Annotated in this window: 26 protein-coding genes; all 26 read right to left on the bottom strand. The window is 54.2% G+C overall.

The genetic code is table 11. The features are described from left to right. Window positions 1–6: 6 nt before the first annotated feature. The 26 genes from HGBM_RS00595 to HGBM_RS00470 all read right to left on the bottom strand — a co-directional run bounded on the left by HGBM_RS00595 (window position 7) and on the right by HGBM_RS00470 (window position 25584). Window positions 7–288, bottom strand: a complete 282-nt coding sequence (locus HGBM_RS00595) for a DUF503 domain-containing protein (protein ID WP_019119164.1) — start codon at window positions 286–288, stop codon at window positions 7–9. Then, window positions 288–2741, bottom strand: a complete 2454-nt coding sequence (infB, locus tag HGBM_RS00590; RefSeq protein WP_019119163.1) for a translation initiation factor IF-2 — start codon at window positions 2739–2741, stop codon at window positions 288–290. The genes HGBM_RS00595 and infB overlap by 1 nt, the downstream gene beginning before the upstream one ends. A gap of 11 nt (window positions 2742–2752) precedes the next feature. Then, on the bottom strand, window positions 2753–3064 hold the full coding sequence (locus HGBM_RS31410) for a YlxQ family RNA-binding protein (protein ID WP_019119162.1): 312 nt from the start codon (window positions 3062–3064) through the stop codon (window positions 2753–2755). Next, window positions 3061–3351, bottom strand: a complete 291-nt coding sequence (gene rnpM, locus HGBM_RS31405) for an RNase P modulator RnpM (RefSeq protein ID WP_019119161.1) — start codon at window positions 3349–3351, stop codon at window positions 3061–3063. Before rnpM ends, HGBM_RS31410 begins: the two co-directional genes overlap by 4 nt. Then, window positions 3348–4445, bottom strand: coding sequence for a transcription termination factor NusA (gene nusA / locus HGBM_RS00575; protein WP_019119160.1), 1098 nt, complete (start codon window positions 4443–4445; stop codon window positions 3348–3350). The genes rnpM and nusA overlap by 4 nt, the downstream gene beginning before the upstream one ends. Window positions 4446–4472: 27 nt before the next feature. Next, window positions 4473–4931 (bottom strand): ribosome maturation factor RimP, encoded by a 459-nt coding sequence (gene rimP / locus HGBM_RS00570; RefSeq protein ID WP_019119159.1) that lies wholly within the window; start codon window positions 4929–4931, stop codon window positions 4473–4475. A gap of 177 nt (window positions 4932–5108) precedes the next feature. Further along, window positions 5109–9404 (bottom strand): PolC-type DNA polymerase III, encoded by a 4296-nt coding sequence (locus HGBM_RS00565; protein ID WP_390620947.1) that lies wholly within the window; start codon window positions 9402–9404, stop codon window positions 5109–5111. A 111-nt stretch (window positions 9405–9515) separates the two neighbouring features. After that, entirely contained in the window at window positions 9516–11249 is a 1734-nt protein-coding gene (locus HGBM_RS00560) for a proline--tRNA ligase (RefSeq protein ID WP_026074103.1), read from the bottom strand. A 106-nt stretch (window positions 11250–11355) separates the two neighbouring features. Continuing rightward, window positions 11356–12411, bottom strand: a complete 1056-nt coding sequence (gene ispG / locus HGBM_RS00555; RefSeq protein WP_019119156.1) for a flavodoxin-dependent (E)-4-hydroxy-3-methylbut-2-enyl-diphosphate synthase — start codon at window positions 12409–12411, stop codon at window positions 11356–11358. Between the two features lie 55 nt (window positions 12412–12466). Next, window positions 12467–13732 (bottom strand): RIP metalloprotease RseP, encoded by a 1266-nt coding sequence (rseP, locus tag HGBM_RS00550; RefSeq protein ID WP_035286180.1) that lies wholly within the window; start codon window positions 13730–13732, stop codon window positions 12467–12469. A 53-nt stretch (window positions 13733–13785) separates the two neighbouring features. Next, complete coding sequence (locus HGBM_RS00545) at window positions 13786–14928, bottom strand: 1-deoxy-D-xylulose-5-phosphate reductoisomerase (RefSeq protein ID WP_019119154.1); 1143 nt, start codon at window positions 14926–14928, stop codon at window positions 13786–13788. 52 nt (window positions 14929–14980) lie between these two features. Continuing rightward, window positions 14981–15775: a phosphatidate cytidylyltransferase gene (locus tag HGBM_RS00540; protein ID WP_019119153.1), complete on the bottom strand. Its 795-nt coding sequence runs from the start codon at window positions 15773–15775 to the stop codon at window positions 14981–14983. Between the two features lie 20 nt (window positions 15776–15795). Continuing rightward, entirely contained in the window at window positions 15796–16569 is a 774-nt protein-coding gene (locus HGBM_RS00535; RefSeq protein ID WP_019119152.1) for an undecaprenyl pyrophosphate synthase, read from the bottom strand. An 88-nt stretch (window positions 16570–16657) separates the two neighbouring features. After that, window positions 16658–17215, bottom strand: a complete 558-nt coding sequence (frr, locus tag HGBM_RS00530) for a ribosome recycling factor (RefSeq protein WP_019119151.1) — start codon at window positions 17213–17215, stop codon at window positions 16658–16660. Continuing rightward, window positions 17215–17940: a UMP kinase gene (pyrH, locus tag HGBM_RS00525; protein WP_019119150.1), complete on the bottom strand. Its 726-nt coding sequence runs from the start codon at window positions 17938–17940 to the stop codon at window positions 17215–17217. Before pyrH ends, frr begins: the two co-directional genes overlap by 1 nt. Before the next feature lie 99 nt (window positions 17941–18039). Then, window positions 18040–18927 carry a translation elongation factor Ts gene (gene tsf / locus HGBM_RS00520; protein ID WP_019119149.1) on the bottom strand — a complete coding sequence of 296 codons (888 nt, stop codon included), beginning with the start codon at window positions 18925–18927 and terminating at the stop codon, window positions 18040–18042. A 107-nt stretch (window positions 18928–19034) separates the two neighbouring features. Further along, entirely contained in the window at window positions 19035–19739 is a 705-nt protein-coding gene (gene rpsB / locus HGBM_RS00515; RefSeq protein WP_019119148.1) for a 30S ribosomal protein S2, read from the bottom strand. Between the two features lie 183 nt (window positions 19740–19922). Continuing rightward, window positions 19923–20447: a hypothetical protein gene (locus HGBM_RS28690; RefSeq protein WP_019119147.1), complete on the bottom strand. Its 525-nt coding sequence runs from the start codon at window positions 20445–20447 to the stop codon at window positions 19923–19925. Then, window positions 20440–20955, bottom strand: coding sequence for a DUF6115 domain-containing protein (locus tag HGBM_RS00505; RefSeq protein WP_019119146.1), 516 nt, complete (start codon window positions 20953–20955; stop codon window positions 20440–20442). Before HGBM_RS00505 ends, HGBM_RS28690 begins: the two co-directional genes overlap by 8 nt. Window positions 20956–20979: 24 nt before the next feature. Next, window positions 20980–21309, bottom strand: a complete 330-nt coding sequence (locus tag HGBM_RS00500; protein ID WP_019119145.1) for a hypothetical protein — start codon at window positions 21307–21309, stop codon at window positions 20980–20982. A gap of 28 nt (window positions 21310–21337) precedes the next feature. Continuing rightward, window positions 21338–22738, bottom strand: a complete 1401-nt coding sequence (locus tag HGBM_RS00495) for a flagellar assembly protein A (protein ID WP_019119144.1) — start codon at window positions 22736–22738, stop codon at window positions 21338–21340. A gap of 27 nt (window positions 22739–22765) precedes the next feature. Further along, window positions 22766–23554 (bottom strand): FliA/WhiG family RNA polymerase sigma factor, encoded by a 789-nt coding sequence (locus tag HGBM_RS00490; RefSeq protein WP_019119143.1) that lies wholly within the window; start codon window positions 23552–23554, stop codon window positions 22766–22768. 14 nt (window positions 23555–23568) lie between these two features. Continuing rightward, complete coding sequence (locus HGBM_RS26135; protein WP_019119142.1) at window positions 23569–23997, bottom strand: hypothetical protein; 429 nt, start codon at window positions 23995–23997, stop codon at window positions 23569–23571. 3 nt (window positions 23998–24000) lie between these two features. Then, the gene (locus tag HGBM_RS00480) at window positions 24001–24486 is read right to left on the bottom strand and encodes a chemotaxis protein CheD (protein WP_019119141.1); all 486 of its coding nucleotides are present in this window, start codon (window positions 24484–24486) and stop codon (window positions 24001–24003) included. Continuing rightward, window positions 24473–25105, bottom strand: a complete 633-nt coding sequence (locus HGBM_RS00475; protein WP_019119140.1) for a chemotaxis protein CheC — start codon at window positions 25103–25105, stop codon at window positions 24473–24475. The genes HGBM_RS00480 and HGBM_RS00475 overlap by 14 nt, the downstream gene beginning before the upstream one ends. A gap of 2 nt (window positions 25106–25107) precedes the next feature. Further along, window positions 25108–25584, bottom strand: coding sequence for a chemotaxis protein CheW (locus HGBM_RS00470; RefSeq protein ID WP_019119139.1), 477 nt, complete (start codon window positions 25582–25584; stop codon window positions 25108–25110). Window positions 25585–25593 lie beyond the last annotated feature (9 nt).

Here is a 25593-nt window from a genome sequence, read left to right as displayed (position 1 = left end):
CAGGGCCTAGTCGTAGTATTCCGTTTCGCTGCGGATCAACTCGACATCCGGCGTGTTCTCGACAAAGCGGACGCAGGCGGCCAGCTCTCTTTGTAAAAAAGCCATGTCATTGGCAACGGCAGCGATTACCAATTCGGTACGCTGCCATTGCTCCAGATAGGTCATTTCCGCTACGGAAACATTAAATTTGCCGCGCAGGCGATGAATGGCGCTCTTCACGATCGCGCGTTTATCCTTCAGGTTCTGGCAAGCGGGCAGATGCAATTCCACTCGTGCCACCCCAACCATCAGGCCTTCACTTCCTCCATCACAAACGCCTCAATAATGTCGCCCTCTTTAATATCGCCGAAGCGCTCCAGGGTAAGACCGCACTCATACCCGGCCGCAACTTCTTTCGCATCGTCTTTAAAGCGTTTCAACGTATCCAGTTTCCCTTCGTAAATGACGACGCCGTCGCGGATCAGGCGGGCTCCTGCGTCGCGGGTAAGCTTGCCTTCCGTTACGTAGCAGCCGGCGATGTTGCCCACTTTGGACACTCTGAACACTTGACGAATTTCGGCCTGACCGATAACCGCTTCCTTGTACACCGGATCAAGCATGCCTTTCAACGCTGCTTCAATCTCTTCAATTACACTATAGATAACCCGGTGCAGCCGTATGTCGATTTTTTCCTGTTCCGCCATATTGCGCGCATTTGGCTCTGGTCTTACGTTAAACCCGATGATGATCGCATTGGACGCATTTGCCAATGTAACATCGGATTCGGTAATGGCTCCGACGCCGGTGTGAATGATTTTGACCCGCGTTCCGTTTACATCGATTTTTTCCAACGAACTTCGCATCGCTTCCACAGACCCTTGTACGTCTGCTTTGACGATCAGGTTGAGCTCTTTGATATCGCCCTCCTGAATGTGTTGGAACAGATCGTCAAGCGATACCCGCGTATTGGCTCTGCGTTCGGACTCCCGCTGCTTGGCCGCCCGTGCTTCCCCAATCGAGCGGGCCTTTTTCTCGTCCTCAAACACCATAAATTGGTCACCCGCCTGCGGCACGTCGTTTAAGCCGGTAATTTCCACCGGTGTGGACGGGGCCGCTTCCTTGATCCGCCGGCCTTTGTCGTTCACCATAGCGCGTACGCGTCCAAAGGTGGAACCGACGACAATCGGGTCGCCGACTTTCAGCGTTCCGTGCTGCACCAGGACAGTCGCGACCGGTCCACGCCCTTTGTCCAGTTCGGCTTCGACCACCGTACCGCGAGCCCGCTTGTTGGGGTTGGCTTTCAGTTCCTGTACCTCTGCCACCAGCAGAATGTACTCCAAAAGCTCCTCAATGCCGGTGCGCTGTTTGGCGGAAAGCGGACAGAAGATCGTATCGCCGCCCCATTCTTCCGCAACCAGACCGTACTCGGTCAGCTCCTGTTTGATCCGATCCGGGTTGGCTTCGGGTTTGTCAATCTTGTTGACAGCCACGATGATCGGCACGTTGGCTGCTTTCGCGTGGCTGATCGCCTCGACGGTTTGCGGCATGACGCCGTCATCTGCTGCCACGACGAGAACGGTGATATCCGTAATCTGCGCTCCTCGGGCACGCATCGTCGTGAAGGCGGCGTGGCCAGGTGTATCCAGGAAGGTGATCTTTTTGCCTTTGATCTCTACCTGATACGCACCGATGTGCTGGGTAATCCCGCCTGCTTCTCCGGCGACGACGTTGGTCGAGCGGATCGCGTCAAGCAGCGTCGTCTTCCCGTGGTCAACGTGTCCCATAATCGTCACGACCGGCGGACGCTCCAGCAAATCTTCGGGATTGTCCGTCTCCTCAATCGTCTCGAAGTTGGTTTCGTCGATGATGATCTTCTCTTCCACTTCTACATTGTACTCGGCGCAGATCAACTCGATGGCCTCTTTTTCAAGATCCTGGTTAATCGTCGCCATAATGCCGAGGAGGAACAGCTTTTTGATGATCTCAGCCGGTTCCTTGCGAAGTTTTTTCGCCAGCTCGCCGACCGTAAGCGACTCGGTAAAGACGATTTTGCTTGGCGGTTCGGCGGCAGGCCGCTGTTGTTCGCGAGATTGATTCTGATTGCGGCGGTCCTGACGGCGAGGATTTTGCTTGTTAAACGGCTGGTTTTTCTTCGTCTCCTCAAAGGTTTTCTTGCCGCTGGGGCTCTTCTTGATTTTTTCCCGCTTTTCGGTGGAGACTTTTGCGGGAATGTTCACCTTGTCCTCATAATCGTCGATCTCTTTCTTTGCCGACGTATCTTGGCTGCCCTGAATCCCTTGGGTTTCTTCTCTGTTTCGATCGGTTGGTTTTGTCTGTTTATGATTTTTCATATGGTTTGGTTTGCGCTCCTGATTTTTCCCCTGATTTTGCTGCTGGCCGCGCTTTTCCCCATGCTGAGGCTTTCCCTTGCCGTTATGGCGATTAGCGTCAGCCTTGCCTTGTGTTTGACCTCGTTTATCCGTTCTCTCCGGGCTTGATTTCGCCTTATCTGCTGCATTGCCGGAAGGGTTTTTCGCCCTGTCCGAAGCAGCGACTGCCACTTGCGGAGCGGACGTTGCTGTTTTATCCGCGCGGGCGGAGTTGCGCAGCTTCTCCAAATGCTGCTCTACCTTTGCAATCGTCGCCTCATCCATGATGCTCATGTGATTGGCGACATCTATATTTAACCGCTTGAGCAGGGTGAGAATCTCCTTACTACTCATGTTGTGCTTTTTTGCGTATTCGTACACGCGTGTCTTCATACAATCACCTCTCAAGAATTAGGTGTGTGAAGAAAGTGTTGGATGCGATCAGCGATCTGGGCATCCACGACTGCGACGGCAACTCGTGCGTCTTTGCCGATGGCGCGCCCGATCTCGTATCGATCAAACAACATACAGAACGGTACACCGTAGTACGAGCATTTATCTGACACTTTCTTGGCTGTATTGCTGGATGCATCGGAAGCCAACAGTACCAGATGCGCCCGCTTCGTCCGGATTGCGCGGATCACCAGCTCCTCACCAGTGACGATTTTGCGAGCGCGCATGGCAATTCCGAGCAGTTGTCCCAGCTTTTTATTCACTTGTCGATCAACTCCATCCAATCGCTGCGGAATTGATCGTACTGTTCTTGTGAAATGGTCATATTTAACGCACGTTCCAACACTTTCTTCCACTTTCCGGATGCAAATGTATCCGGAGTCATGCATGTTTCCCGACGGCACACATACGTCCCTCTGCCGGCTGCTCTTCCCGTCAAATCGATGACAATCCGTTCATCGGGAGTTCTGACGACGCGGAGCAGTTCCTTTTTGGGGTGCATCTCCTGGCAAACGATGCACTTGCGCAATGGAATCTTCTTCTTTTTCATTGCAGATCAACATCCACCGTTTCTTCGTTTAAGGCGGTTTTGGGATAGGCGATCCCCTCTTGTTCCGCCTGGCTTTCACTCTTTATGTCTATTTTCCAACCGGTCAATTTGGCCGCCAATCTGGCGTTTTGCCCCCGTTTGCCAATCGCCAGCGACAACTGGTAGTCGGGAACGATCACCCTGGTCACTTTCTCCGCTGCGTTGACGTCCACATAGACGACTTTTGACGGGCTGAGAGCATTTGCAACGTATTCTGCAGGGTCTTCAGACCAGCGGACGATATCGATTTTTTCGCCTTTCAACTCATTGACGATCGCCTGTACCCGCATCCCTTTGGGTCCGACGCAGGCACCCACCGGATCGACTTCCGGATTGATCGAGTGAACGGCAATTTTAGAGCGGTCGCCGGCTTCACGGGCCACCGATTTAATCTCGACCACACCGTCGAAAATCTCTGGAACCTCCAGTTCGAACAGCCGTTTCAACAGCCCCGGATGAGTCCGCGAGACGACGATTTGCGGTCCTTTCGTCGTCTTTTCCACCTTGATAATGTATGCTTTAATCCGATCCTGCGGTTTAAAATTGTCGGTCGGCATTTTTTCCGTCAGCGGCATGACTGCCTCCACTTTGCCCAGGTCAATGTAGTAGGCCCTGGCGTCCTGACGTTGCACCACTCCGGTAACAATGTCGTCTTCGCGTTCAATGAACTCACTGTAAATAAGTCCTCGTTCGGCCTCGCGAATGCGCTGCGTGACCACCTGTTTTGCCGTTTGGGCAGCGATCCGGCCAAAATCCCGCGGAGTCACCTCGATTTCCACGATGTCTTCCAGCCGGTAGTTGGGATCGATCTCTTGAGCGGCTTCGAGCGAAATTTCCAACCGCGGATCGAGCACTTCCTCCACTACTTCCTTGCGGGCAAAGACGCGAACCTGACCGGTAAAGCGGTTGACGTCAACCCGCACGTTTTGCGCTGAGTTGAAGTTGCGCTTGTAGCCGGAGATCAGTGCGGCTTCAATCGCTTCGATCAGTACTTCTTTGGCGATTCCCTTTTCTCTTTCAATTTCATTAAGTGCATCAATAAACTCGGCATTCATTTTGATGCAGCCTCCTCCTTTCGACAACTAAAAGACGACAGCCATACGGGCCGTGTCGATTAACTCCAGCGGAATGGAGTGCGTTTGTTTGGCTTCTTTCACCGTCAACTGCACACCGTCAAACTCGGTGAGTTCCCCTTCGAAAATCGTATGCCCATTAATCTCTGCTTTGGTGACGACATGCACGTGTTTGCCGACGGCTTTGTAAAAGTCTTTTTCTTTTCGCAGCGGACGCTCCGCACCTGGAGACGATACTTCGAGAAAATAGGCGTTGGGAATCGGATCCACTTCGTCCAAGCGTTGGCTCAGCCGCTCGCTTACCGTCCCGCAGTCGTCGATGTCAATCGTACCTGTTTCATTGTCAATATAGACCCGGAGGAACCAGTTGCTTCCCTCTTTTTTGTATTCAACCTCCACCAATTCCAGGTTCATTTCTTCCAGAATTGGCGTCAGCAGATCAGCTACGATTTCCGTTACTTTACTCACAAGTACCTCCCTCACATTTCCATACGCGAATTCACCCAGAAAGAAAGAGTGGGTTTCCCCACTCTCCATCGTCGTGTATCACCAGTATTTCCAAAAAAATTATAGCATAACATCTACCTCAAGGCAACCGGACAACCGCGATACATCTGGAAACGCAAAGCTCCCCCCGTTTTCCAATCAAAACAGACTGAGCTGGTTGGAGTCGGGCAGCCCTTTCAGCGCTCCCTGTTCTTCCAGGTATTCCAGAATCGTTTTGGAGATGCGCGAGCGGTTCAAGAGATCCTCCTTGGAGAGGAACTCCCCTTCCTCCCGCGCTTTCACGATGCTGAGCGCGGCATTGGTGCCGAGTCCCGGGAGGGCGTTGAAGGGGGCCAGCAGGCTGTCCCCGTCGATGAGAAAGCGGGTCGCATCCGAGCGGTACAGGTCGACATTTTGAAAGCGAAATCCCCGTTCGACCATCTCCAGCGCCATTTCCAATACGGTCAACAGCGCTTTTTCCTTCGGCGGCGCTTCATGCCCCTTCCCTTCGATCTCCTCGATCTTCTGCCTGATCGCCGGCCCGCCTTTGACCATCAGCGGGATGTCGAAGTCGTCCGCCCGAACCGAGAAATACGTCGCGTAGAACGGCAGCGGATGGTGGACCTTGAAGTAGGCGATCCGAACGGCCATCATGACGTAAGCGGTGGCGTGGGCTTTCGGGAACATGTACTTGATCTTCTGGCAGGAGTCGATGTACCAATCGGGTACGTTGTTCTTGCGCATCTCTTCCTGATCCTCTTCGCTTACCCCTTTCCCCTTGCGCACCGACTCCATGATCTTAAACGCCCGGGACGGCTCCAGACCCTTATAGATCAAGTAGACCATGATGTCGTCGCGGCAGCCGATCACATCGGACAGTTTGCAGGTCCCGTTTCTGATCAGTTCCTGAGCGTTGTTCAGCCAGACGTCCGTACCGTGTGACAAACCGGAAATCTGCACCAATTCAGCAAAGGTGGTCGGTTTGGTATCTTCGAGCATCTGGCGAACGAATTTGGTCCCGAATTCCGGTATGCCGAGCGTGCCCATATTCGTGCGGATCTGCTCCGGTGTCACGCCTAGCGCTTCCGTCGTGCTGAAGATGGACATCGTCTTTGGATCGTCGAGCGGGATGGTCTTCGGATCGATGCCTGTCAAGTCCTGCAGCATCCGAATGACCGTCGGATCGTCGTGCCCGAGAATGTCCAGTTTCAACAGGTTGTCGTGAATCGAATGGAAGTCGAAGTGGGTCGTCCGCCATTCTGACTGGTTGTCGTCGGCAGGGTATTGGATGGGACAAAAATCTTCAATTTCCATGTAGTCGGGCAGGACGATTATGCCGCCGGGATGCTGACCTGTCGTCCGTTTTACCCCTGTACAGCCTTGGACGAGCCGGGTAATTTCGGCTCCGCGCAGCACTTTGCCCCGCTCCTCGGCAAACTTGCGGACGTATCCGTAGGCCGTTTTCTCCGCTACGGTGCCGATCGTTCCAGCGCGGAAGACGTTGTCCACCCCGAACAGCTCCTGGGTGTACTTGTGGGCCCGCGGCTGGTAATCCCCGGAAAAATTCAAGTCGATATCGGGTACTTTGTCCCCTTTAAAGCCGAGGAAGGTCTCGAACGGGATGTCCTGGCCGTCCTTGGCATAGCGCTGGCCGCACCGCGGACAGTCTTTGTCCGGAAGGTCAAAGCCGGAGCCGATCGAACCGTCGGTGATAAATTCGCTGTGCTGGCAGTTTGGACACAGGTAGTGCGGCGGGAGGGGGTTTACCTCGGTGATGTCCGACATCGTCGCGACAAACGAGGAGCCGACTGACCCCCGCGAGCCGACCAGATAGCCATCAGACAGCGATTTGGTCACCAGACGCTGGGAAATCAGGTAGATGACGCCAAAACCGTGCGTGATGATGCTGTTCAGTTCTTTTTCCAGCCGCTGCTCGACGATTTCCGGAAGCGGATCTCCGTACAGGCGCTTGGCCTTGTTGTAGCAAATGGTCCGCAGTTCCTCGTCCGCCCCCTCAATGATCGGGGTATACAGCTTGTCCGGGATCGGGCTGATCTCTTCAATCATTTCCGCAATCCGATTCGGGGCCTCCACGACTACCTCTCTGGCCAGCTCTTCGCCCAGGTGGCTGAAGGCTTCCAGCATCTCATCGGTCGTCATCAAATACAGCGGCGGTTGGTCGTCCGCATCCGGATCGCCCTTCGACAGCAAAAAGACTTCGCGAAAGACGTGGTCCTGCGGATTGAGAAAGTGGACATCTCCGGTCGCCACTACCGGTTTCTGCAAGGATTTGCCGATCTCCACCAGCAGCGTATGGTAATTTTTTATCACGTCCAGTGACGGGATATTTTCATTGCGCAAAAGCGGCGCGTAGTGCTCGATCGGCTGCAGTTCGATGTAGTCGTAGAAACGGGCCACCTGCTCCAGCTCATCCCGCGATTTTCCCCGCAAAATAGCCTGAAACAACTCGCCTTCCTTACAAGCGGTTCCGACGAGCAGGCCTTCCCTGTACTTGTTGATCTGGCTGCGCATGATCCGCGGCACGCGGTAGAAGGTCTCAACGTGCGAGCGGCTTACCAGCCGGTACAGGTTTTTCAGGCCAGCCTTATTCCGGGCCAGCAGGGTGACGTGAAACGGCCGGGTGCTCTTGAAGTCGGCCTCGGCGTTGCTGCGCTCGTTGCACTCGCTGAGGCTGGTGATGCCCGCCTCCTTCATCTCCTTTAGCATGTATCCGAAGACATGGGCCAAGGCTACCGTATCGTCGAGCGCCCGGTGAGCGTTGATCAATTCCACATTGAGCCGCTTGGCCAGCGTTCCCAGCCGGTAGTTGCGCATCCCCGGATAGATCATGCGCGCCAGCGGCAAGGTGTCAAGCACCGGGTTGGTCCAAGGCTCCATGCCGATTCGCTTGCCGCAGGCATTTAGGAAGCCCAGGTCAAATTCGGCGTTGTGGGCGACGAGTATGCCGTCCCCGGCAAATTCCCGAAACCTCGGCAGTACCACGTCAATCGTCTCTTTTCCGCGCAGCATTTCGTTGGTGATGCCTGTAATCTCCGTCGTCTTCGGACCGATCTCCAGCCCGGGATCGATCAATTCGGTCCATTTGTCGACGATTTCCGTGCCGCGCATTTTAACCGCAGCAATCTCGATGATCGTATGCTCGGCCGCATTTAACCCGGTGGTCTCCGTATCAAAGACGATATACGTCGTGTTCTCGTCCAGTTTGACATCGTTTGAACCCGCCGGGTCCAGGTTGTACACGATATCGATCCCGTCTTCCACCACATAGGCTTCCATGCCGAGGATGCACTTGATGTTGTTCTTTTTGGCAATATCGTAAGCCTCAGGGAACGACTGAACGACACCGTGGTCGGTTATGGCAATCGCCTTGTGTCCCCACTTGGCTGCAGTCGTAATCAACGACTTGACGGAAGCGACCCCGTCGAGTGCACTCATCGGCGTATGGCAGTGCAGTTCTACCCGTTTTTCTTCCGCCGTGTCCTTCCGCCCGCCTTGCTCGATCTGGTTGATGTCGCTTGCCATCATCGCCAATTCCCGCATGAAGGTGTCGTACTGTACGCTGCCGCGCACTTTCAGCCACATTCCGGGCGTAATGGCTTCGAGCAGCGTCACATCCTCTTTGTCGCGGGAGAAGATCTTCACCGACAGCGAATCCGTGTAATCGGTCATTTGGAAGGTAAGCAAGTAACGCCCGCTGCGCAGCTCCTTCAATTCTGTCTGAAAGACTGTTCCCTGGATCACGATTCGCCGTTCTTCTTCCTGGATCTGCTGGATCGGCACCGGATCTTCCTTAATCTCATAGCCGATGACGAGCTTGGTAATCGCCTCCGGCGCCGCCTGGGCCTGCTCTTTTTCCTCTTGAGCGCTCATCACCTCTTGAAGCAGCGCCCGCTCTTCTTCTTGACGCTGTTCAAAAAACGCTTGATACGTCTCGGCTTTTTCCTCGATGACAAAGGTAAAATGGGGCATGGTATCTGTCGCTTTGGCGAAAGCGGCTGCCAATTCCTTATCCGCTTGTTTTTTCTTTGCCAGTTCGGCGCTCATCTCGGTGGGCAGGCATATCCTTACCTCTTCCCCCAGCACCTGCCAATCAGCCTGTCGAATGGTGGCCGCAAGCCCGTTCAGCTTTTGCTCCAGCTGCTTGATCACTACCTGGCGATACGAGTTCACCACTTGTTCGACCAAGGGCTTCTCTTCGTATTGGATCTTGCTGTCCACTTTGGCCAGATGGGCGAACGCCCGCTCGAGCCGGGACGTAAACGCCAGGTAAATCTCAGCGGGAAGCAGCTGTTTGAGCACAAATGTAAAAATCCATTCACGATTATTTCTATGTACTTCCAGTTTGGCGATCCGTCCTTCGGAAAAATGGGACGGAATCCATTCCGGCGAAATCTCCAACTGCTGCAGAAGGAGAGAAAACCGCTGTCTCTGCATGTCCACGATGTTCACGAAAAAACCACCTCATTTCCGAAACAAAAGAGGTACCCCGTTTTCAGGGAGTACCTCTTCGTTTTTCGACAAAATTATCCACGATTCCTGCTTGACTCAGGCGATTGGCTGTGCATCCAGTTTTGCCAACAAATCCCGGGCAAAGCTGGTCAGCTCATTCACCGGAACCTCGTGGGTTTCGCCTGTGCGGCGGACACGGACCTCGACATGGCCCTCCTGTGCTTTGTCGGAAACCGTGATGCGCAGCGGCAGTCCGATCAAGTCAGCATCCTTGAACTTCACACCGGCGCGTTCCGGACGGTCGTCATACAGGACCTCCAGCCCCGCTGCCGTCAAGGTTTCGGTAATCTGCTCGCTTACTTTGCGCTGTTCTTCCACCTTGGCGTTGATGGGAATCACGTGCACGTGGAACGGCGCGATTGAAACAGGCCAGATAATGCCGTTCTCGTCATGATTCTGTTCGATGACAGCGGCCAGTGTACGGGATACCCCGATGCCGTAACAACCCATGATCATCAGCTGTTCGCGGCCGTTTTCGTCGAGGAAAGTCGCCCCCAGCGCCTTGGAGTACTTGGTGCCGAGTTTAAAGACATGTCCAACTTCGACGCCGCGGGCAAAAGCGATCTTGCCGCCGCCGCGCGGACAGTCATCGCCTTCGACGATATTGCGCAAATCGGCATAGCGGGCAACCTGAAAATCACGGCCCGGCACGACGTGTTTCAGATGGTAGTCGGCTTCATTGGCGCCGGCTACGCCGTCATACACGTCCTGAACGTAGTTGTCCGCGATGATCTCTACTTCTTTCGACACAATGCCGACCGGTCCGACAAAACCTGCGGGAGCTCCCACCAGGCGGCGAACTTCTTCCTCAGTCGCCAAGCGCACATCGACAGCATCGTATAGATTTTTTAGTTTTACTTCGTTTACTTCGTGGTCGCCGCGAACGAGCACCAGGACAAATCGGTCGTCCACCCGGTACAGCAAGCTCTTGATGATCGCAGAGGCGGCTGCCCCGAGGCTTGCGGTGAGCTGCTCGATTGTCCGAACGCCTGGAGTATGAATCTTCTCCGCAGGCGGTACTGTCCCCTCCGGCTGTTTGCCGGACGGTTTGTAAACGACCTCCGCTTTTTCCAGGTTGGCGGCATAAGTGCCGTCTGTTGAGTAGGCGATCGTGTCTTCACCGATCTCGCAGAGGGCCATGAATTCATAGGTTCCCGTCCCGCCAATCGACCCGGCGTCCGCTTCGACCGCCCGGAAGTTCAGCCCGACCCTGGTGAAAATCCGCGTGTAGGCATCAAACATCGCGTTGAAGCTCTTGTCCAGCCCTTCCTGCGAAGTGTCAAAGGAGTACGCGTCCTTCATGATGAACTCCCGGCAGCGGATCAGCCCGAAACGAGGCCGCACTTCATCGCGAAACTTCGTTTGAATCTGATATAAATTGAGCGGAAGCTTTTTGTACGAGTTCACCTCGTCGCGAATCAGGCTGGTAATCACCTCTTCATGGGTCGGTCCCAGAGCAAACGGGCGGTCGTGGCGGTCCCGAAGCCGCATCAATTCCGGTCCGTATGCTTCCCAGCGGCCGCTTTGCTCCCACAGTTCTGCCGGTTGAACCGTCGGCATCAACAGCTCCTGGGCGCCCGAGCGGTTCATCTCCTCGCGAACGATCGCCTGAATCTTGTGGATGACACGCAGGGCGAGCGGCAGATAGGTGTACACGCCGGAAGCCAGCTGGCGGGCTAGTCCGCTCCGCAGCAGCCATTTGTGGCTGGCGATTTCAGCGTCTGCAGGCACTTCGCGAAGCGTGGGGATGAGTAATTGACTTTGCTTCAACACACAGGGTTCCTCCTTAACTGGTGACACTACGTCGATCATACATCTATGCGAGCCAGTAACGTGGTCCCCGACGAGGGGGCTCCTTAACTGGCGGCACTTCTCGTTAGACCATGGAATGAATCTCTTTCATCAATTCTTCGAACAGTTCATTCTCTTTTACCTTACGGACAATTTCTCCGTTGCGGAAGATAAGTCCTTCTCCGTTGCCGCCGGCTACCCCGACGTCCGCTTCCCGAGCTTCGCCCGGGCCGTTGACTGCACAGCCCATGACGGCAATTTTCAGAGGCTTTTTAATCGTCGCGACGGCCTCTTCCACTTTGGTTGCCAGACCGATCAGGTCGATCGCGCAGCGACCGCAGGAAGGGCAGGCGATGACGATCGGATCGTTGTTGACGATGTCAAGACTGCGCAGGATCTGCTTGGCCGTTTTGATCTCTTCCACCGGATCAGCGGTCAGCGACACGCGGATCGTGTCGCCGATCCCCGCCGCCAGAACGGTGCCAATCCCCACAGCCGATTTGATGCTGCCGGCAAACTGCGTCCCCGCTTCCGTCACGCCGACGTGAAGCGGGTAGTTCCGCTTTTCGGCCATCAGCGTGTACGTTTGAATCATCGTCGGGACATCAGACGATTTTAACGAGATCACAATGTTGTCGTAGTTCAGTTCCTCGAGGATGTGAACATGATCCATCGCGCTCTCGACGATCGCTTCCGGGCTTGGATATCCATATTTTTCCAGAAGGCGTTTTTCTACCGAACCGGAGTTGACGCCGATCCGGATCGGCACGTTGCGTTCGCGGCATGCTTCCACCACGGCCTTGGTTTTTTCCTTTGAGCCGATATTGCCGGGATTGATCCGAATCTTGTCAATTCCGCTTTCCAGGGCAATTAGGGCCAATTTATAGTCAAAGTGAATGTCAGCGACGAGCGGCAGCGGGGAACGCTCTTTGATTTTCTTAATCGCTCGCGCTGCATCCTCATTGATCACAGCCAAACGAACAATTTGACAACCCACGTCGTTCAATCGGTTGATTTGCTCCAACGTGGCTTCGACGTCGCGCGTATCTGTAGTCGTCATCGATTGAATGACGACGCTCTTCTGCCCGCCGATCTGAACGTCCCCTACGAATACCGGTTTTGTCTCCTCACGTGTAAACATGTCAGGCACCCCTTTGGGCTTTCTAGAATTTTTCCTTCTCAGTACCTATCTACCGCTAAAAGAAAAAGCGATGCAAATCATTCCACGTCACAACCAGGATCAACAGCATCAAAAAGGCGAATCCCAGGAAGTGGACCATCCCTTCCTTGTTCGGATCCACCGGCCGCCCGCGCAGCGCTTCGATGAGCAAAAAGACGATCCGGCCGCCGTCCAGCGCCGGCAGCGGCAGCAGGTTGAACAGTCCGAGGTTGACACTAAGCAGGGCCGCCCAGCGCATCAGCATTTCGATCCCTTCCTGGGCAAATTTGCCCGTCATGACAAAAATCCCCGCAGGACCGCTCAAGTCTTTCATCCCGACCGCGCCGGTAAACAACTGCCCGAGCCCCTTCAAAATGAGCATCGTGTAGCCGTATGTCTCCTTGGCTCCGCCGATCACCGCATCAACCGGCGAGTAGGTAACCGGCTGGTACACCATCATCTTGCCCATCTGGTCTTCTTCCCCGATGTGGACAGGTACGGACTTCTCCACCCCATCCCTGCTGATCACAAAGACAAGCGTCTTGCCGGGAGAACTGCTGACCGTCTGGACGATCTCACTCCAGGTAGAGACCGGCTTGCCCTGGATGGAAATGACGCGGTCTCCCTCCTGCAGCCCCGCCATCGCGGCCGGGCCGCCCGCCTTGACCTCGCCGATGATCGGCTTGTCGGAAGGCACTCCATATAATAAACCGGCCGCTGCGAACAAGACAAAGGCCAGCAGGAAGTTCGCCGCCGGACCGGCAAAAATCGTCCAAAAACGCTGCAGTATCGTCTTCCCCTTAAACTGCCGGTTTAGCGGGGCAATCTGCACTTCATGACCGTCAACGATCAGATTGGCCGCCGGGTCGACAGCAAATGTCTGCTGCTCTCCCGCGATGTCCAACGTTATGGTTAAACGGCGTTCCAAATCGCTGCGGACGACTGTCCCGCGGAGGAGATTTGACTGATCGGCTTTTTGCGGCTCCGGGTACAGGCGGCACACGCGACCTGCCTTGTCAAGCTGCACACCGATCTCCATGTTCGGCTTGACCAACTCCATCTCCGGATCTTCGCCAGCCATCCGCACCATCCCGCCAATCGGGAGCAGGCGAATCGTATACTCTGTCTCCCCCCGTTTGAAACGAAACAACTTCGGCCCCATCCCCAGCGCAAACTCCCGGCAAAGAATACCGGCCCTTTTCGCGAGCAGGAAGTGTCCCAGCTCATGAATCAGCACCAGTAAGCTAAACACCACGACAATTGCGAGTATGGTCCCCAATGAGTTTAAGCTAGGTATAGGCAAAGGGATTATCCACCTTTCACTCCAAATGGTATCGCCGGATCAGTCTGCCGCAGTTACCGTGCAGCCGCCTGCCTCGCCCATGCGTCTGCCGCAAGAATCGCTTCCAGCGTCGGATGATGGACGACTTCGTGGTTCTCGCAGACTGATTCGACGATCTGTTCGATTTGCAAAAACGTGACCTCACCCTGCAAAAAACGCGCGACCGCCACCTCGTTGGCCGCGTTTAATACAGTGGGCATCGTACCGCCCAACCGGCCGCATTCATACGCCAGTTTCAACATCGGAAAACGGCCGAAATCCAGCTGGGCGAAGTGCAGGGTCCCCGCCTTGATCAGATCCAGCGGCTCTGTCTGCAGGCTGAGCCGCCGCGGGTAGCCAAGAGCGTATTGAATCGGCACCTTCATGTCCGGAGTCCCCAGCTGCGCGATAACGGCTCTATCTTTGTATTCTACCATAGAGTGTATGATACTTTCACGATGGAGCACACACTCTATTTGGTCAAAGGAAAGGTCGAACAGCCAATGGGCCTCCAGCACCTCAAACCCTTTATTCATCATTGTTGCCGAATCGATCGTAATTTTTGCACCCATACTCCAATTTGGGTGATTGAGGGCGTCGGCAACCGTAACGTCAGCCAACTGTTCGCGGGTGAGGTCGCGAAAGGAACCTCCCGATGCGGTAAGAATGATCTTCGCCACGTCTTCACGCCGTCCCCCGTGCAGGCACTGGTAAATGGCCGAATGCTCGCTGTCGACCGGTATGATGTCTACACCACGCTTTTTGGCTGCTTCCATGACAATGTGGCCGGCGCTGACGAGGGTCTCCTTGTTGGCAAGTCCAATGGTCTTGCCCGCTTCAATCGCCGCCAGTGTCGGCGACACCCCTACGCTGCCTACCACTGCTGTCATGACAAAGTTGGCTGATGGATGGCTGGCCACCTGCAGCAGCCCTTCTTCACCGTAGACGATCTCCGGGTTGTACGACGCTCCGAGGCTGTGGCGAAGCTCGTCGGCCAGCTCTTTGGAACCCACCGATACCACTTCCGGCCGATACTGTCTGATTTGTTCCTGCAGCAGGCGGATGTTGCTCCCGGCGGCCAGCGCCACGATTTGAAATTCATCAGGCTGCTGTGCCACTACCTCAAGTGTATTCTGACCGACTGAACCTGTCGAGCCGAGCAAGGCGATCTTTTTCACCCGGTTCACTCCTTCCCGTTATTCGTGTTTCTCCTCTGATCACTTTTGGCTGTTATAACAGATGGAGCAAATGCAAGATGGGAAATACAAACAAAAAGCTGTCGAATCTGTCCAAAACGCCTCCATGTCCGGGAAAAATTCGTCCCGAGTCCTTGACGCCGAAGTGCCGCTTCATCGCAGATTCAACCAAATCTCCCATCTGGGCGGCAATCGCCGTAATGAAAGCGATCGCCGCAGCGTGCCCGAAGGAAAGCAGCCCAATGATGGCATTGACGCCTACCACCACGATCAAGGCGATCACCAATCCCCCGATCGAACCTTCCACTGTCTTGTTCGGGCTGATGGCTGGCCACAGCTTCCGCTTCCCCATGGCCCGGCCGACGAAGTAAGCCCCCGAATCGGTCGACCAAATTCCGAGCAAGACAAGAATGGTCAGCCACAATCCGACATCGCCGGAAGCGATATCACGTGTAGCTGCCATATATCTGAAACCGTATCCTATGTATAACGCCCCTAGAACCAGCAGGGCGATGTGTTCGATGTGAAGTTGATTTTTGCTCAGCACGGAGTAAAACAGCAGCAACAGCAGTATCGACATCAACACGCTGGAAAAATCAACGCCGGCAAACGTACCTGAGAAAAGAAAAGGCCAGATCGTGCCAAGCAATAACAGGTAACTGAGGAGACCAGGCAGTCCCATCGGCCGGAACCCTGCCATCCGCAAGAACTCATAGAGGCCAATCAGGGCTAATAAAAGAATAAAGATGGAGTACCATAGCCCTCCCATAAACACCATGGCCAGGAAAATGATCCCCCCCAGGACTCCTGTGATCATACGTTGCTTCAAGTTTGTTCCACCTCTTCGACTCAAACCCCGCCATAGCGACGAGCTCGACCTTGATATTCAGCGATAGCTTGATGGAAATGCTGTATGGTAAAATCCGGCCAGAGCACATCAGTAAACCACAGTTCCGTATACGCTATTTGCCACAGCATGAAGTTGCTTAACCGAATCTCGCCGCTCGTGCGAATCAAAAGATCCGGGTCTGGGATATCAGATGTGTACAGATGCTGGGAGATCACTGCTTCATCAACCTGTTCCGGCTTCAACTTCCCCGCCTGAACCAGTTGGACGAGCTCTGTCACAGCCTTCACGATGTCTGTACGACCGCCGTAATTCAGGGCAAAGTTAAGCTTAAGACCGGTGTTCTGTTTGGTCCTCGACTCTGCCAATTCCATTGCAGACAGCGTGTAGTCAGGCAACCTGTCACGACTGCCCACCATGCGAATGCGAACGTTTCGTTCAACTAATTCTTCCAATTCTGTAGAGAGAAACTCTTGCGGAAGCTTCATTAAAAAGTCGACTTCATCCCGCGGACGCTTCCAGTTTTCCGTTGAAAAAGCGTACATGGTCAAGACTTTGACGCCAATTCCATCCGCCGCCTTGACAATTTCCTTCACCGTTTTCATACCGGCGCGATGTCCAGCGATGCGCGGCAGGTTGCGCTGCTTCGCCCATCTTCCGTTGCCGTCCATGATGATGGCAACATGCTGCGGAATCTCTCCGTTCTGATCCGGAATGGATGGCCTTTCTGCTGCGTTGGGCTTGTTCGTCAAGAATTGACCGAGTCGTTCTAGCATAAAGTGTTCCCCCAGAAAGAGAGATGTAGACGTGATTACTCCCCCTCCTGCAGAGGGGAAGGAAATCCGTCATCTGGTAAAAGACCGATTAGACTTCCATAATATCTTTTTCTTTTTCTTTTACCAGTTTATCTACATCTGCAATGTACTTGTCTGTCGTCTTTTGAACGGTTTCTTGGTGACGGCGCGATTCGTCCTCGGAGATGGTTCCCGCTTTTTCCAGCTTCTTCAGCTCCTCATTGGCGTCGCGGCGGATGTTGCGGATCGCCACTTTGGCCTCTTCGCCGTCTTTGCTCGCGATTTTTACCAATTCCTTGCGGCGCTCTTCCGTGAGCGGCGGGATTGCAATTCGAATGACATTGCCGTCATTGGACGGGGTCAACCCCAGGTCCGATTGCATGATCGCCTTTTCGATGTCCTTCATCGCCGATTTGTCCCACGGTTGAATTTGCAGCAGGCGCGGCTCAGGTGCGTTGACGTTCGCAAGCTGGCTGATCGGAGTTGGCGTTCCATAATAGTCGACGACAACCTTGTCGAGCAGGGCTGGAGTGGCACGACCCGCACGCAGCGAAGCCAATTCTTTCTTTAATGTAGCGATCGCCTTCGACATGCGTTCTTCTGCATTTTTCAAAATGGATTGTGGCATTAGGCATCCCCCTTAATGATCGTTCCAATTTTTTCGCCCATCACAGCGCGGCGAATATTGCCGGGTTGTTCGATGGAAAAGACAATCAGCGGAATGTGGTTATCCATGCACAGGCTGGATGCTGTCGAGTCCATGACACCCAACCCCTGATTGAGAACCTCCAGGAAGGTAAGCTCATCGTATTTTTTCGCGGAAGAGTCGACAGTCGGATCGGCGGTATAGACCCCGTCCACTTTGTTTTTCGCCATCAAGATCACTTCTGCCTCGATCTCGGCAGCTCGCAGCGCCGCAGTCGTATCCGTTGAGAAGTAAGGATTGCCGGTACCGGCTGCGAAAATCACCACTCTGTTTTTCTCCAGGTGGCGAATGGCGCGACGGCGTATGTATGGCTCGGCGACCTGACGCATTTCGATTGACGTCTGCACTCTCGTCGGGACGTTAACGCTCTCCAGCCCGTCCTGCAGGGCCAGCGAATTCATGACAGTTGCCAGCATGCCCATGTAATCGGCAGTTGCCCTGTCCATTCCTTTGGAGCTTCCGGACAATCCCCGCCAGATATTCCCGCCGCCGACGACAACTGCTACTTGCACGCCGGATTCCACAATTTCCTTGATTTGGTTTGCAATGGAAAAGATTACATTTGGGTCAATTCCGTACCCAACTTCCCCGGCCAGCGCTTCTCCACTTAACTTTAACACAACACGTTTATATACAGGAAGTGGCATCAGTAAAAGCCTCCCATCATCTATCAGTTCTCGAACGCTTTTTTAAAAAGAGGGAACACACAGGTGTTCCCTACTTCTTCTCGGACAAGATGTATGACGTTACTGCTTGTTGACTTGCGCCATTACCTCTGCAGCAAAATCTTCTTGCTTCTTCTCGATGCCCTCGCCCACTTGGAAACGGGTGAACGCTTTCAGGCTGGCTCCGGCTTCCTTCAACAGAGCAGATACTTTTTTGTCAGGATCTTTCACGAATGGCTGCTCAACCAGCACGTATTCTTCGAAGAACTTGGACAGGCGGCCTTCTACCATTTTCTCCACGATGTTGGCCGGTTTCCCTTCGGACAATGCCTGGTTTTTCAACACTTCGCGCTCGCGGTCGATCTCGTCTTGGGAAACTTCTTCACGGTTGGCATAGCGCGGGTTGGCTGCTGCCGCGTGCATGGCGATATCCCTTGCCAACTCCTTGTTGTCAGTACCCTCGAGTGCGACCAGAACGCCGATTTTTCCGCCCATGTGCAGGTATTCGCCAAACACGCCGTTATCCGACTTCTCCAATACGGCAAAGCGGCGCAGCGTAAGGTTTTCCCCGATGGTGGCGATTTTCTCGCTGATCACTTGGGCCAGTTTTTCGCCTTGTCCTTTAAACGGTTGCTCGAGGGCAGCTTCTACCGTTGCGGGGCGCTGGGAGACGACATGCTCAGCGATGTCCTTCACCAGTGTTTGGAATTCCGGGTTTTTCGCCACGAAGTCAGTTTCGCAGTTGACTTCGACAATCGCCCCTACATTTCCCGAAACAGCGGTTGCCGTCAGTCCTTCAGCGGCAATCCGTCCCGCTTTTTTCGCCGCTTTGGCAATGCCGCGTTCACGGAGCAAGTCAATCGCTTTTTCCATATCTCCGTTGGTTTCTTCCAACGCTTTTTTGCAGTCCATCATCCCTGCGCCCGTTCTTTCGCGCAGTTCTTTTACGGATTGAGCACTAATTGCCATGGATAAAATCCTCCTCATCTGATTATTCCAAGCTAATGCGCAAGAAATGCGATACGGTGCAAAAAAAGGTGGACGGGGTTCTGAAACCCTCAGTCCACCCTCGTTACTTATGCCGTCGTGGTTTGTTCCCCGCCCTGGCTTCCTTCCAGGAGGGCGTCAGCCATTTTGCCGGCCAACAGCTTAACGGCACGGATCGCATCGTCGTTCCCTGGAATCACGTAATCAATCTCATCCGGGTCACAGTTTGTATCGACAATCGCTACAATCGGAATGCCAAGCTTGCGAGCTTCGGCAACCGCGATGCGCTCTTTGCGCGGGTCGATGATGAAAAGCGCGTCCGGCAGTTCGCGCATCTCGGCAATACCGCCCAGGAATTTTTCCAGGCGCTCTTTTTCTTTGCGCAAAATGATGACTTCTTTTTTCGGCAGGACTTCAAAAGTCCCGTCCTCTTCCATCCGCTTCAACTCAGCCAGGCGAGCTGTCCGCTTTTGGATCGTAGCGAAGTTAGTCAAGGTTCCCCCCAACCAACGTTGGTTGATGTAGTAGTGGCCTGTGCGCTCAGCTTCTTCCTTCACGGACTCCTGAGCTTGCTTCTTGGTTCCGACAAACAGCATTTTGCCGCCGTTTGCAGCCAAATCGCGCACGAAGTTGTACGCTTCTTCCACTTTTTTGACCGTTTTTTGCAGGTCGATGATGTAGATACCGTTACGTTCGGTGAAAATATAGCGATCCATTTTCGGGTTCCAACGGCGAGTTTGGTGACCGAAGTGCACACCAGCCTCGAGCAGTTGTTTCATGGAAATTACCGCCATATTGTCACACCTCCTCTGATTTGGTTTTGTTGTGTCTCCCCTCCGCCTCCCGCATCTTCCAAAGCGAGACTACCGGAAAAGTAGCACCGTCGCTGGAATTGGCAGACGTGTGAATTTAACACCTAGAAAACTATAACACATGGTTTTTGCAAATGCAAGAAAGCATCCAGTAAAAAATCCCCCTCACTTTGGCGGGGGAGTCGTCATTACGCGGATGATTTCCTCGACACTGGTACCTTTGGCGAACTGGTAGGTCCCGGTTCGAACGCGGTTGAGTTTCTGTTCGGCCCGCAGCTTGTCGACAAAGCGGTTCTCCGCGTCAAGCAGCCCCGCACTGACGAGCATTCGGGCGACTGCGGTACTGGACATCTTGGGTGTAACCTTCACCGTGACCAGCTCGGGCTTGGGCTCGTCCGGCTTGGCGGCCGTCTCCTTCGGCAAAGCGTCCCCCTGTGGCTGCGATTGAGGTGGGCCCGCTTGATCCGCCGGGGGAACTGGCGGTTTTTCCAAAGTCTGCTGCGGTTTTTTGCTCATCTCGAGCAGCTTGTCATACTCCTGCTGAGACAGCAGGACGAGCTGCTGCTGCATCGCCGCTTGGCGCAGCTCTTCTTCCGTTGCCCCTGCCGGTTCTTCGTCCAGCCAACCCGTGTACAAAACGCCTGCCGCCGCAATCAAGCCGGTCCCAAAGCCAAACAGCCATCTACCCATGGGACCCTCCTCTACCATTCGGTGCGGCAAGCGAGAATATCAACTCAATTTCACCCTGTCCTGCTCTCAGCTGTTTGGCTATTTCCTCAATTGGCAGACCCTTTGCTTTCAAATCGAAGGCCTGGCGATAACGCTCCCGCAAAAGCAGCGCATCTGCCGCTGTCGGTTCATCTGTCTGCTCCTCTGGCGCAGGCGCAGCCCCGGCGGAGCCGCTGCGGGTGAGCTCAGCTATCTCTGCTTCGAGGACTTGAAGCCGTTCACGCAGTTCCCGCACCTCCGAGAACAGTTCCGATTTGGTTTGCCGCATGTTTTCAATCGCCCGCTGATTGTCTGCCTTTACTTGCTCAACAAAGTGCTGCAGGGTCATTTCCAGTTCTTTGCGCTCCGGCTGCTTCTGCAGTTCTAACAGTTTTTGTCGGGAATCCCGGCGTGTCCGACGTGGTAAAAAGAGCGATACGATAACGATAAGAACTCCTGCCGCAAGCAGCAGATAAAATGGCTGCTCCATCTATTACTCTTCACCTTTCGTGCGCTACAGCGTGATGTCAATATGGCGGCCGCGAACGGGATCGACCGGCTGTCCTGTTTCCGAGCCTGCGGCTGCCTTGTTTGCCGCCTGGTCGCGGCTGCCAGCCTCACCCTGCCGACGCTTCTTCGGTTTCTCCTGTTTGTCCCGGACCTCTAAAGGGTGGGATTCGGTCACCTCTGTCGGCCGCTGACGCATCGCCTCATCGAACGACTTGCGATCGGCAATCATAGCCTGCTGTTCATGCATCGAACGCTGCAGGTGCTGATCCTGAATCCGGCTGACCTCCTGCGTCCTGGGTATGGCAATTTGCAGCTCTACGGCCTTGAGACTCACAAACGGTCATCTCCTTTGGAAAAAAACTTCAAACAAGCGGCGTAAACGTGATTTCTCCATCTTGCACGCGGAATCGGCAGCGGGAAAACTCTTGTTTGATAAACCGCACCAGCCTGCCGAACACCAGCTTAACTCCAGGATACATCACGACCTGTGCTTCGACAACGGCAGGTATCTCGTCACGAAGCTCCTCTTCCAGCTCCCTGTAGCGGTTTTCCAGCTCTTTGATCTGTTTTTCCAGCGTCATCCGCGTGTTGGTTAACTTGATCTGCAGCAATTTTTTGTCGGGAGGAAGCTGACCAGCCGTTTTCATCACTTTGTCGATCACACCCAGGCCCTGATCGGTCTTTTTCAGCGTTTCGTACATGCTGTGAAGTTCGTTTGAAATCGATTGCATTTCATTGCGTACTTCCGGTTTGGCTCCCACTTCCACGCTGGTCGGGGTTGAACTCGAATTGCCGATCACGCGTGCCACAACCATTTTCCCCGCCTGCGTCAGCCCGCCGATAATGCTTCCCTTTGTCGACGTGCAGACGACATTTCTGCCTGCTCGCACCTGGGAAAACATGATACTCTGCGCAACGGTAATGTCATTGCCGGCAGTGACGTTGCCATTTTGTATATAGGACGTGACGATGTCATGTCCGGCGATGACATGCCCTTTGTCCTGCGCAGCAATTCCGTTCTTGATGTGCACGGAGCCGCCTGCCTCCAGTTCTGCCCCTTCGACGCTGCCATAAATGCGAATATCCCCTGAGGCTTTGATGCGAAATCCGCTGGGGACATTGCCGCGTACGACAACGGTTCCGACAAAGTCGATATTGCCCACGCTAAAATCGACGTCGCCGTTTACTTCATACACGGGAAAAATATTTAATTTGCCGCCTTCCGTAAAGGAGGCTTGTCCATCGATTGCCGCATACATTAAGGTCTTGGTTTGGTCAAGCACCACGTTTTTTCCGGCTTTCAGCGGGAGATCCCGTCCCGCCTTCGCCGCAATCGGCGCCCCGTCAACACCAACCCCGTCGATCCCCGGGGTGGGCGGATGCTTACGTGCCAGCAACTGCCCGCGGACAATGTTGGCGATTTGGGTGACGTTGTAGAAATCGACGCGCCCGCCATCCAGCTCCTTGGGTTTCGTGACATCCGTTTTTTGTTCAAAGGTGTACTCTACTTGTGCATCCACTCCATTCTCCGGCGGCTTGCCGACCGCTATGGTGACGGGGACATCAATGTACGACTGAGGAGAGAGGCAAATTCGTTCGACGACATCCTGCATGATTCCGTACGTGACCTCATGTTTTTGCAGCTCTGTCATCAATTGATTGGCAGTCAGAGAAAGTTGGCTCCCATCTCCTCGCAAAATGAGGTCTGCAGCAAGCTTGTCGGCCGATACATGCACTTCAATTTGAAAGGGTTGCTGCGGCATACATTACCTCCCGGGTTAAGTAATGTCTTACATCAATTGACTTTTCCACCGTGTCAGCGCTGAACGCAGACGAGAGACTGCTTTTGAATGCAGTTGGGAGATTCGTGATGGGGATAAATTCATTACCTCAGCAATTTCAGTAAGTGTCAACTCCTCAAAATAAAACAGGGATACGACCAGACGCTCTTTTTCCGGCAGCTTGTCTATCGAGCGGGACAACACCTCCTTTAAATTTCCCAGTTCGGCCACCCGCTCGGGCCCCGGCGTCATTTCGTCGACAATGTAAGTATGGCGGGCGGTTTTTTGCTCGTCTTCATCCCCTACAGCTTCGTCGATGGAGATCATCGTCGAAATCGACGTGTCGTAGTACACCTGCCTGAGCTCTTTTTCGGTGATGCCAAGATACTCGCTCACTTCCTGATCGGTCGGTGTCCTCAGGCAGCTTTGTTCCAATACCGTATGAGCTTCCTCGATTTTCTTCGCCTTGTCGCGAATCGTCCGGGGGATCCAATCTGCCTCCCGCAAGCCGTCAATCATCGCGCCGCGGATCCGCCACATCGCATACGTTTCAAACTGAAGGCCGCGGGTGTGGTCAAATTTCGCCAGGGCATCCAGCAATCCGAAGCGGCCGTAACTGATGAGATCTTCTTTTTCCACGCTTGCCGGCAACCCGACGGACAATCGGTTTGCCACCTTGTTGACCAGCGGCAAAAACTGCTCGACAAGTTCTTCTTCAGCCGACCTGCTGCCTTCCTCTTTCCACAGAACCCACTTGTCAAATTCTTTGGCTTTGTCACGAACACTTGCGCGGGCCATGCGAAACACCACCTTTACTCATCAGAAAATCGTCGAATGGCATGTACAAGATCAGACGTCCGGTAGGCGTCATCCTGCTTTTCCAGCCGCGGAATCAGCAGCGGCGAAAACTGATCATCCCCTTCTTTTGGTTCCGGTGCAGGTGCAGGTTCACCTCTCTCAGCATTCGCCGGCATTGGCTGATCCACTCCATCCTTGTCAGAGGTGACCTCGTCTGGTGTGACCAGATCAATGCGATTGCCGGTGTTCTCCACTTCTTGCGGTTTCCCGAGTATCAGCTGAAATGCCCAGCGCACCGCAAAGGCAGCCAGAAAGAAGATGACGAACGCATAACAGCCCCGCACCAGTGAAACCGAGAACAAATTGCCGGGGAGCGCAAATATGAACGTCAAGAAAAAGGCAGTGAGGCCAAGTGACAGATTGATAGAAAGAGATCTGATCATCGCTCAAACTTCCTTCGTTCCCTGATTTACTGTGCGAATCATCAGCATTCCGGTTTCCGCATCCAATTCGATGGTTCGGCCGAAGCTGCCGCCTGTATCCTCTGCCACAATCGGAATGTTTTTCTGTGCGAGAATCTCTTTGCAGGCGTCGACATTCCGCGGCCCAATCCGCATCGTATCACTGCCGGAGAGGAAGGAGAACATCTGGGCCCCTCCGGCCAGTTTTGCGACGGTATGGTGAAGATGGGCTCCGGCTGTTTCCATCTGCTCAAGCAGCGCCGGAATCGCGGTGTCGGCATATTTCCCGACGCTGGTCGCAGTCGTTTTGCCAAGTGTTGAGTGGGGAAGCATGACGTGGGCCATGCCGGCGACCTTATGCCTGTCGTCGTAGAGCACGACACCGACGCATGAACCAAGGCCCGTCGTCCTTAGTCGGCTCGGCGGTTTTGCCACCCCCAAGTCAGCCATGCCAATTTTAATAATTTCCATCGAACGGGACTCCTAATGAAGTAAATAGTTTTTCAAAAGATCCTGGGTCGGGAATCAGCGAGAAATGGCCTTGAACCGCCTTGCTGCCCTCAAAAAACAAGGTATCGATCGTCAACGCGTAATCCCCTACCTGTCCCAGCTGGGTAAGCCCGTGGCTGAGCAGCGCACCGGCCATGTCGATGGCCAGCGCGGGTACAGAGGGCTGCATGGCCAGTTTGGTAAAATCGGCAAGGGAGGAAAGGTAGGAACCGGCCAGAATGTTCCCGATCTCCCGCAGCGCGGAAACCTCTATTTCCGACAGCGGCTCCCCCTCGTCCTTTGGCTCCAGACCGAGCAGTTCAGACAGCATATTGCGGGCAGATTGGAGATCGATGATAAAAAACATGTTTCCCGGACAGTCCCCTTCCACCCGCAAAAACACCGAGACGACGACTTCTTCGGGACCGCCGACGAACTCGGCAATCTCATCAAAAGGAATAATGTTTACCTGGGGCACTCTCATGTCAATGTTTTTTTGAATTAACTGCGATAATGCCGTAGCCGCGTGCCCGGCACCGATGTTGCCTACCTCGCGGAGTACGTCAAGCTGAAAAGCGTCAAGCTTCGTAAGATTCGCCATACTTAAACCTCGAGGACATCAAGCTGTTTCATTTCTTCCGTGTTCAGCACCTTGTCCAGATTCAGCAGGATCAACAGGCGCTTGTCCAGTTTGGCTACCCCGCGCAGATAGGTTGCTTTCACTCCGCCTACGACTTCGGGCGGCGGCTCGATCGCGCTCTGCGGAATGTCAATGACGTCGTTCGCGGCGTCGACAATCAAACCTACTTCCAGTTCGCCGAGCGCCACGATAATAATCCGCGTCGACTCCGTATAGTCCCCCTCCTCAAGGCCAAAGCGGCTGCGCAAATCGATGATCGGCGTGACGACGCCGCGCAGGTTGATCACGCCCTTGACGAATTTTGGCGTCCGCGGAACACGGGTAATGTGTTCCAGCTTCTCAATCGAATTCACCTGGCTGACTTCTACCCCGTACTCTTCGTCCCGCAGTCGGAACACGATGACCTTCACTTCTGCCTCAAGCTCTTTATGCTCTATCATGAAAAATCC

The sequence above is a fragment of the Brevibacillus massiliensis genome (genome assembly GCF_000311785.1).
Taxonomy (GTDB): domain Bacteria; phylum Bacillota; class Bacilli; order Brevibacillales; family Brevibacillaceae; genus Brevibacillus_C; species Brevibacillus_C massiliensis.
Note: the sequence above shows the minus strand (reverse complement) of the source record. Positions and strands in the feature narration are given on the sequence as shown.

Bases quoted from the DNA above. Each gene is read 5' to 3' on its own strand.
- HGBM_RS00475 (WP_019119140.1), bottom strand. From the start codon at position 25,105: ATGGCGAATCTTACGAAGCTTGACGCTTTTCAGCTTGACGTACTCCGC.
- tsf (WP_019119149.1), bottom strand. From the start codon at position 18,927: ATGGCAATTAGTGCTCAATCCGTAAAAGAACTGCGCGAAAGAACGGGC.
- ispG (WP_019119156.1), bottom strand. From the start codon at position 12,411: ATGTTTACACGTGAGGAGACAAAACCGGTATTCGTAGGGGACGTTCAG.
- HGBM_RS00595 (WP_019119164.1), bottom strand. From the start codon at position 288: ATGGTTGGGGTGGCACGAGTGGAATTGCATCTGCCCGCTTGCCAGAAC.
- HGBM_RS00480 (WP_019119141.1), bottom strand. From the start codon at position 24,486: ATGGAAATTATTAAAATTGGCATGGCTGACTTGGGGGTGGCAAAACCG.
- HGBM_RS00565 (WP_390620947.1), bottom strand. From the start codon at position 9,404: ATGCAGAGACAGCGGTTTTCTCTCCTTCTGCAGCAGTTGGAGATTTCG.
- pyrH (WP_019119150.1), bottom strand. From the start codon at position 17,940: ATGCCACTTCCTGTATATAAACGTGTTGTGTTAAAGTTAAGTGGAGAA.
- HGBM_RS00490 (WP_019119143.1), bottom strand. From the start codon at position 23,554: ATGGCCCGCGCAAGTGTTCGTGACAAAGCCAAAGAATTTGACAAGTGG.
- HGBM_RS00470 (WP_019119139.1), bottom strand. From the start codon at position 25,584: ATGATAGAGCATAAAGAGCTTGAGGCAGAAGTGAAGGTCATCGTGTTC.
- HGBM_RS28690 (WP_019119147.1), bottom strand. From the start codon at position 20,447: ATGGGTAGATGGCTGTTTGGCTTTGGGACCGGCTTGATTGCGGCGGCA.
- rpsB (WP_019119148.1), bottom strand. From the start codon at position 19,739: ATGGCGGTAATTTCCATGAAACAACTGCTCGAGGCTGGTGTGCACTTC.
- nusA (WP_019119160.1), bottom strand. From the start codon at position 4,445: ATGAATGCCGAGTTTATTGATGCACTTAATGAAATTGAAAGAGAAAAG.
- HGBM_RS26135 (WP_019119142.1), bottom strand. From the start codon at position 23,997: ATGATCAGATCTCTTTCTATCAATCTGTCACTTGGCCTCACTGCCTTT.
- HGBM_RS00495 (WP_019119144.1), bottom strand. From the start codon at position 22,738: ATGCCGCAGCAACCCTTTCAAATTGAAGTGCATGTATCGGCCGACAAG.
- infB (WP_019119163.1), bottom strand. From the start codon at position 2,741: ATGAAGACACGCGTGTACGAATACGCAAAAAAGCACAACATGAGTAGT.
- HGBM_RS00535 (WP_019119152.1), bottom strand. From the start codon at position 16,569: ATGCTAGAACGACTCGGTCAATTCTTGACGAACAAGCCCAACGCAGCA.
- frr (WP_019119151.1), bottom strand. From the start codon at position 17,215: ATGCCACAATCCATTTTGAAAAATGCAGAAGAACGCATGTCGAAGGCG.
- rnpM (WP_019119161.1), bottom strand. From the start codon at position 3,351: ATGAAAAAGAAGAAGATTCCATTGCGCAAGTGCATCGTTTGCCAGGAG.
- HGBM_RS00505 (WP_019119146.1), bottom strand. From the start codon at position 20,955: ATGGAGCAGCCATTTTATCTGCTGCTTGCGGCAGGAGTTCTTATCGTT.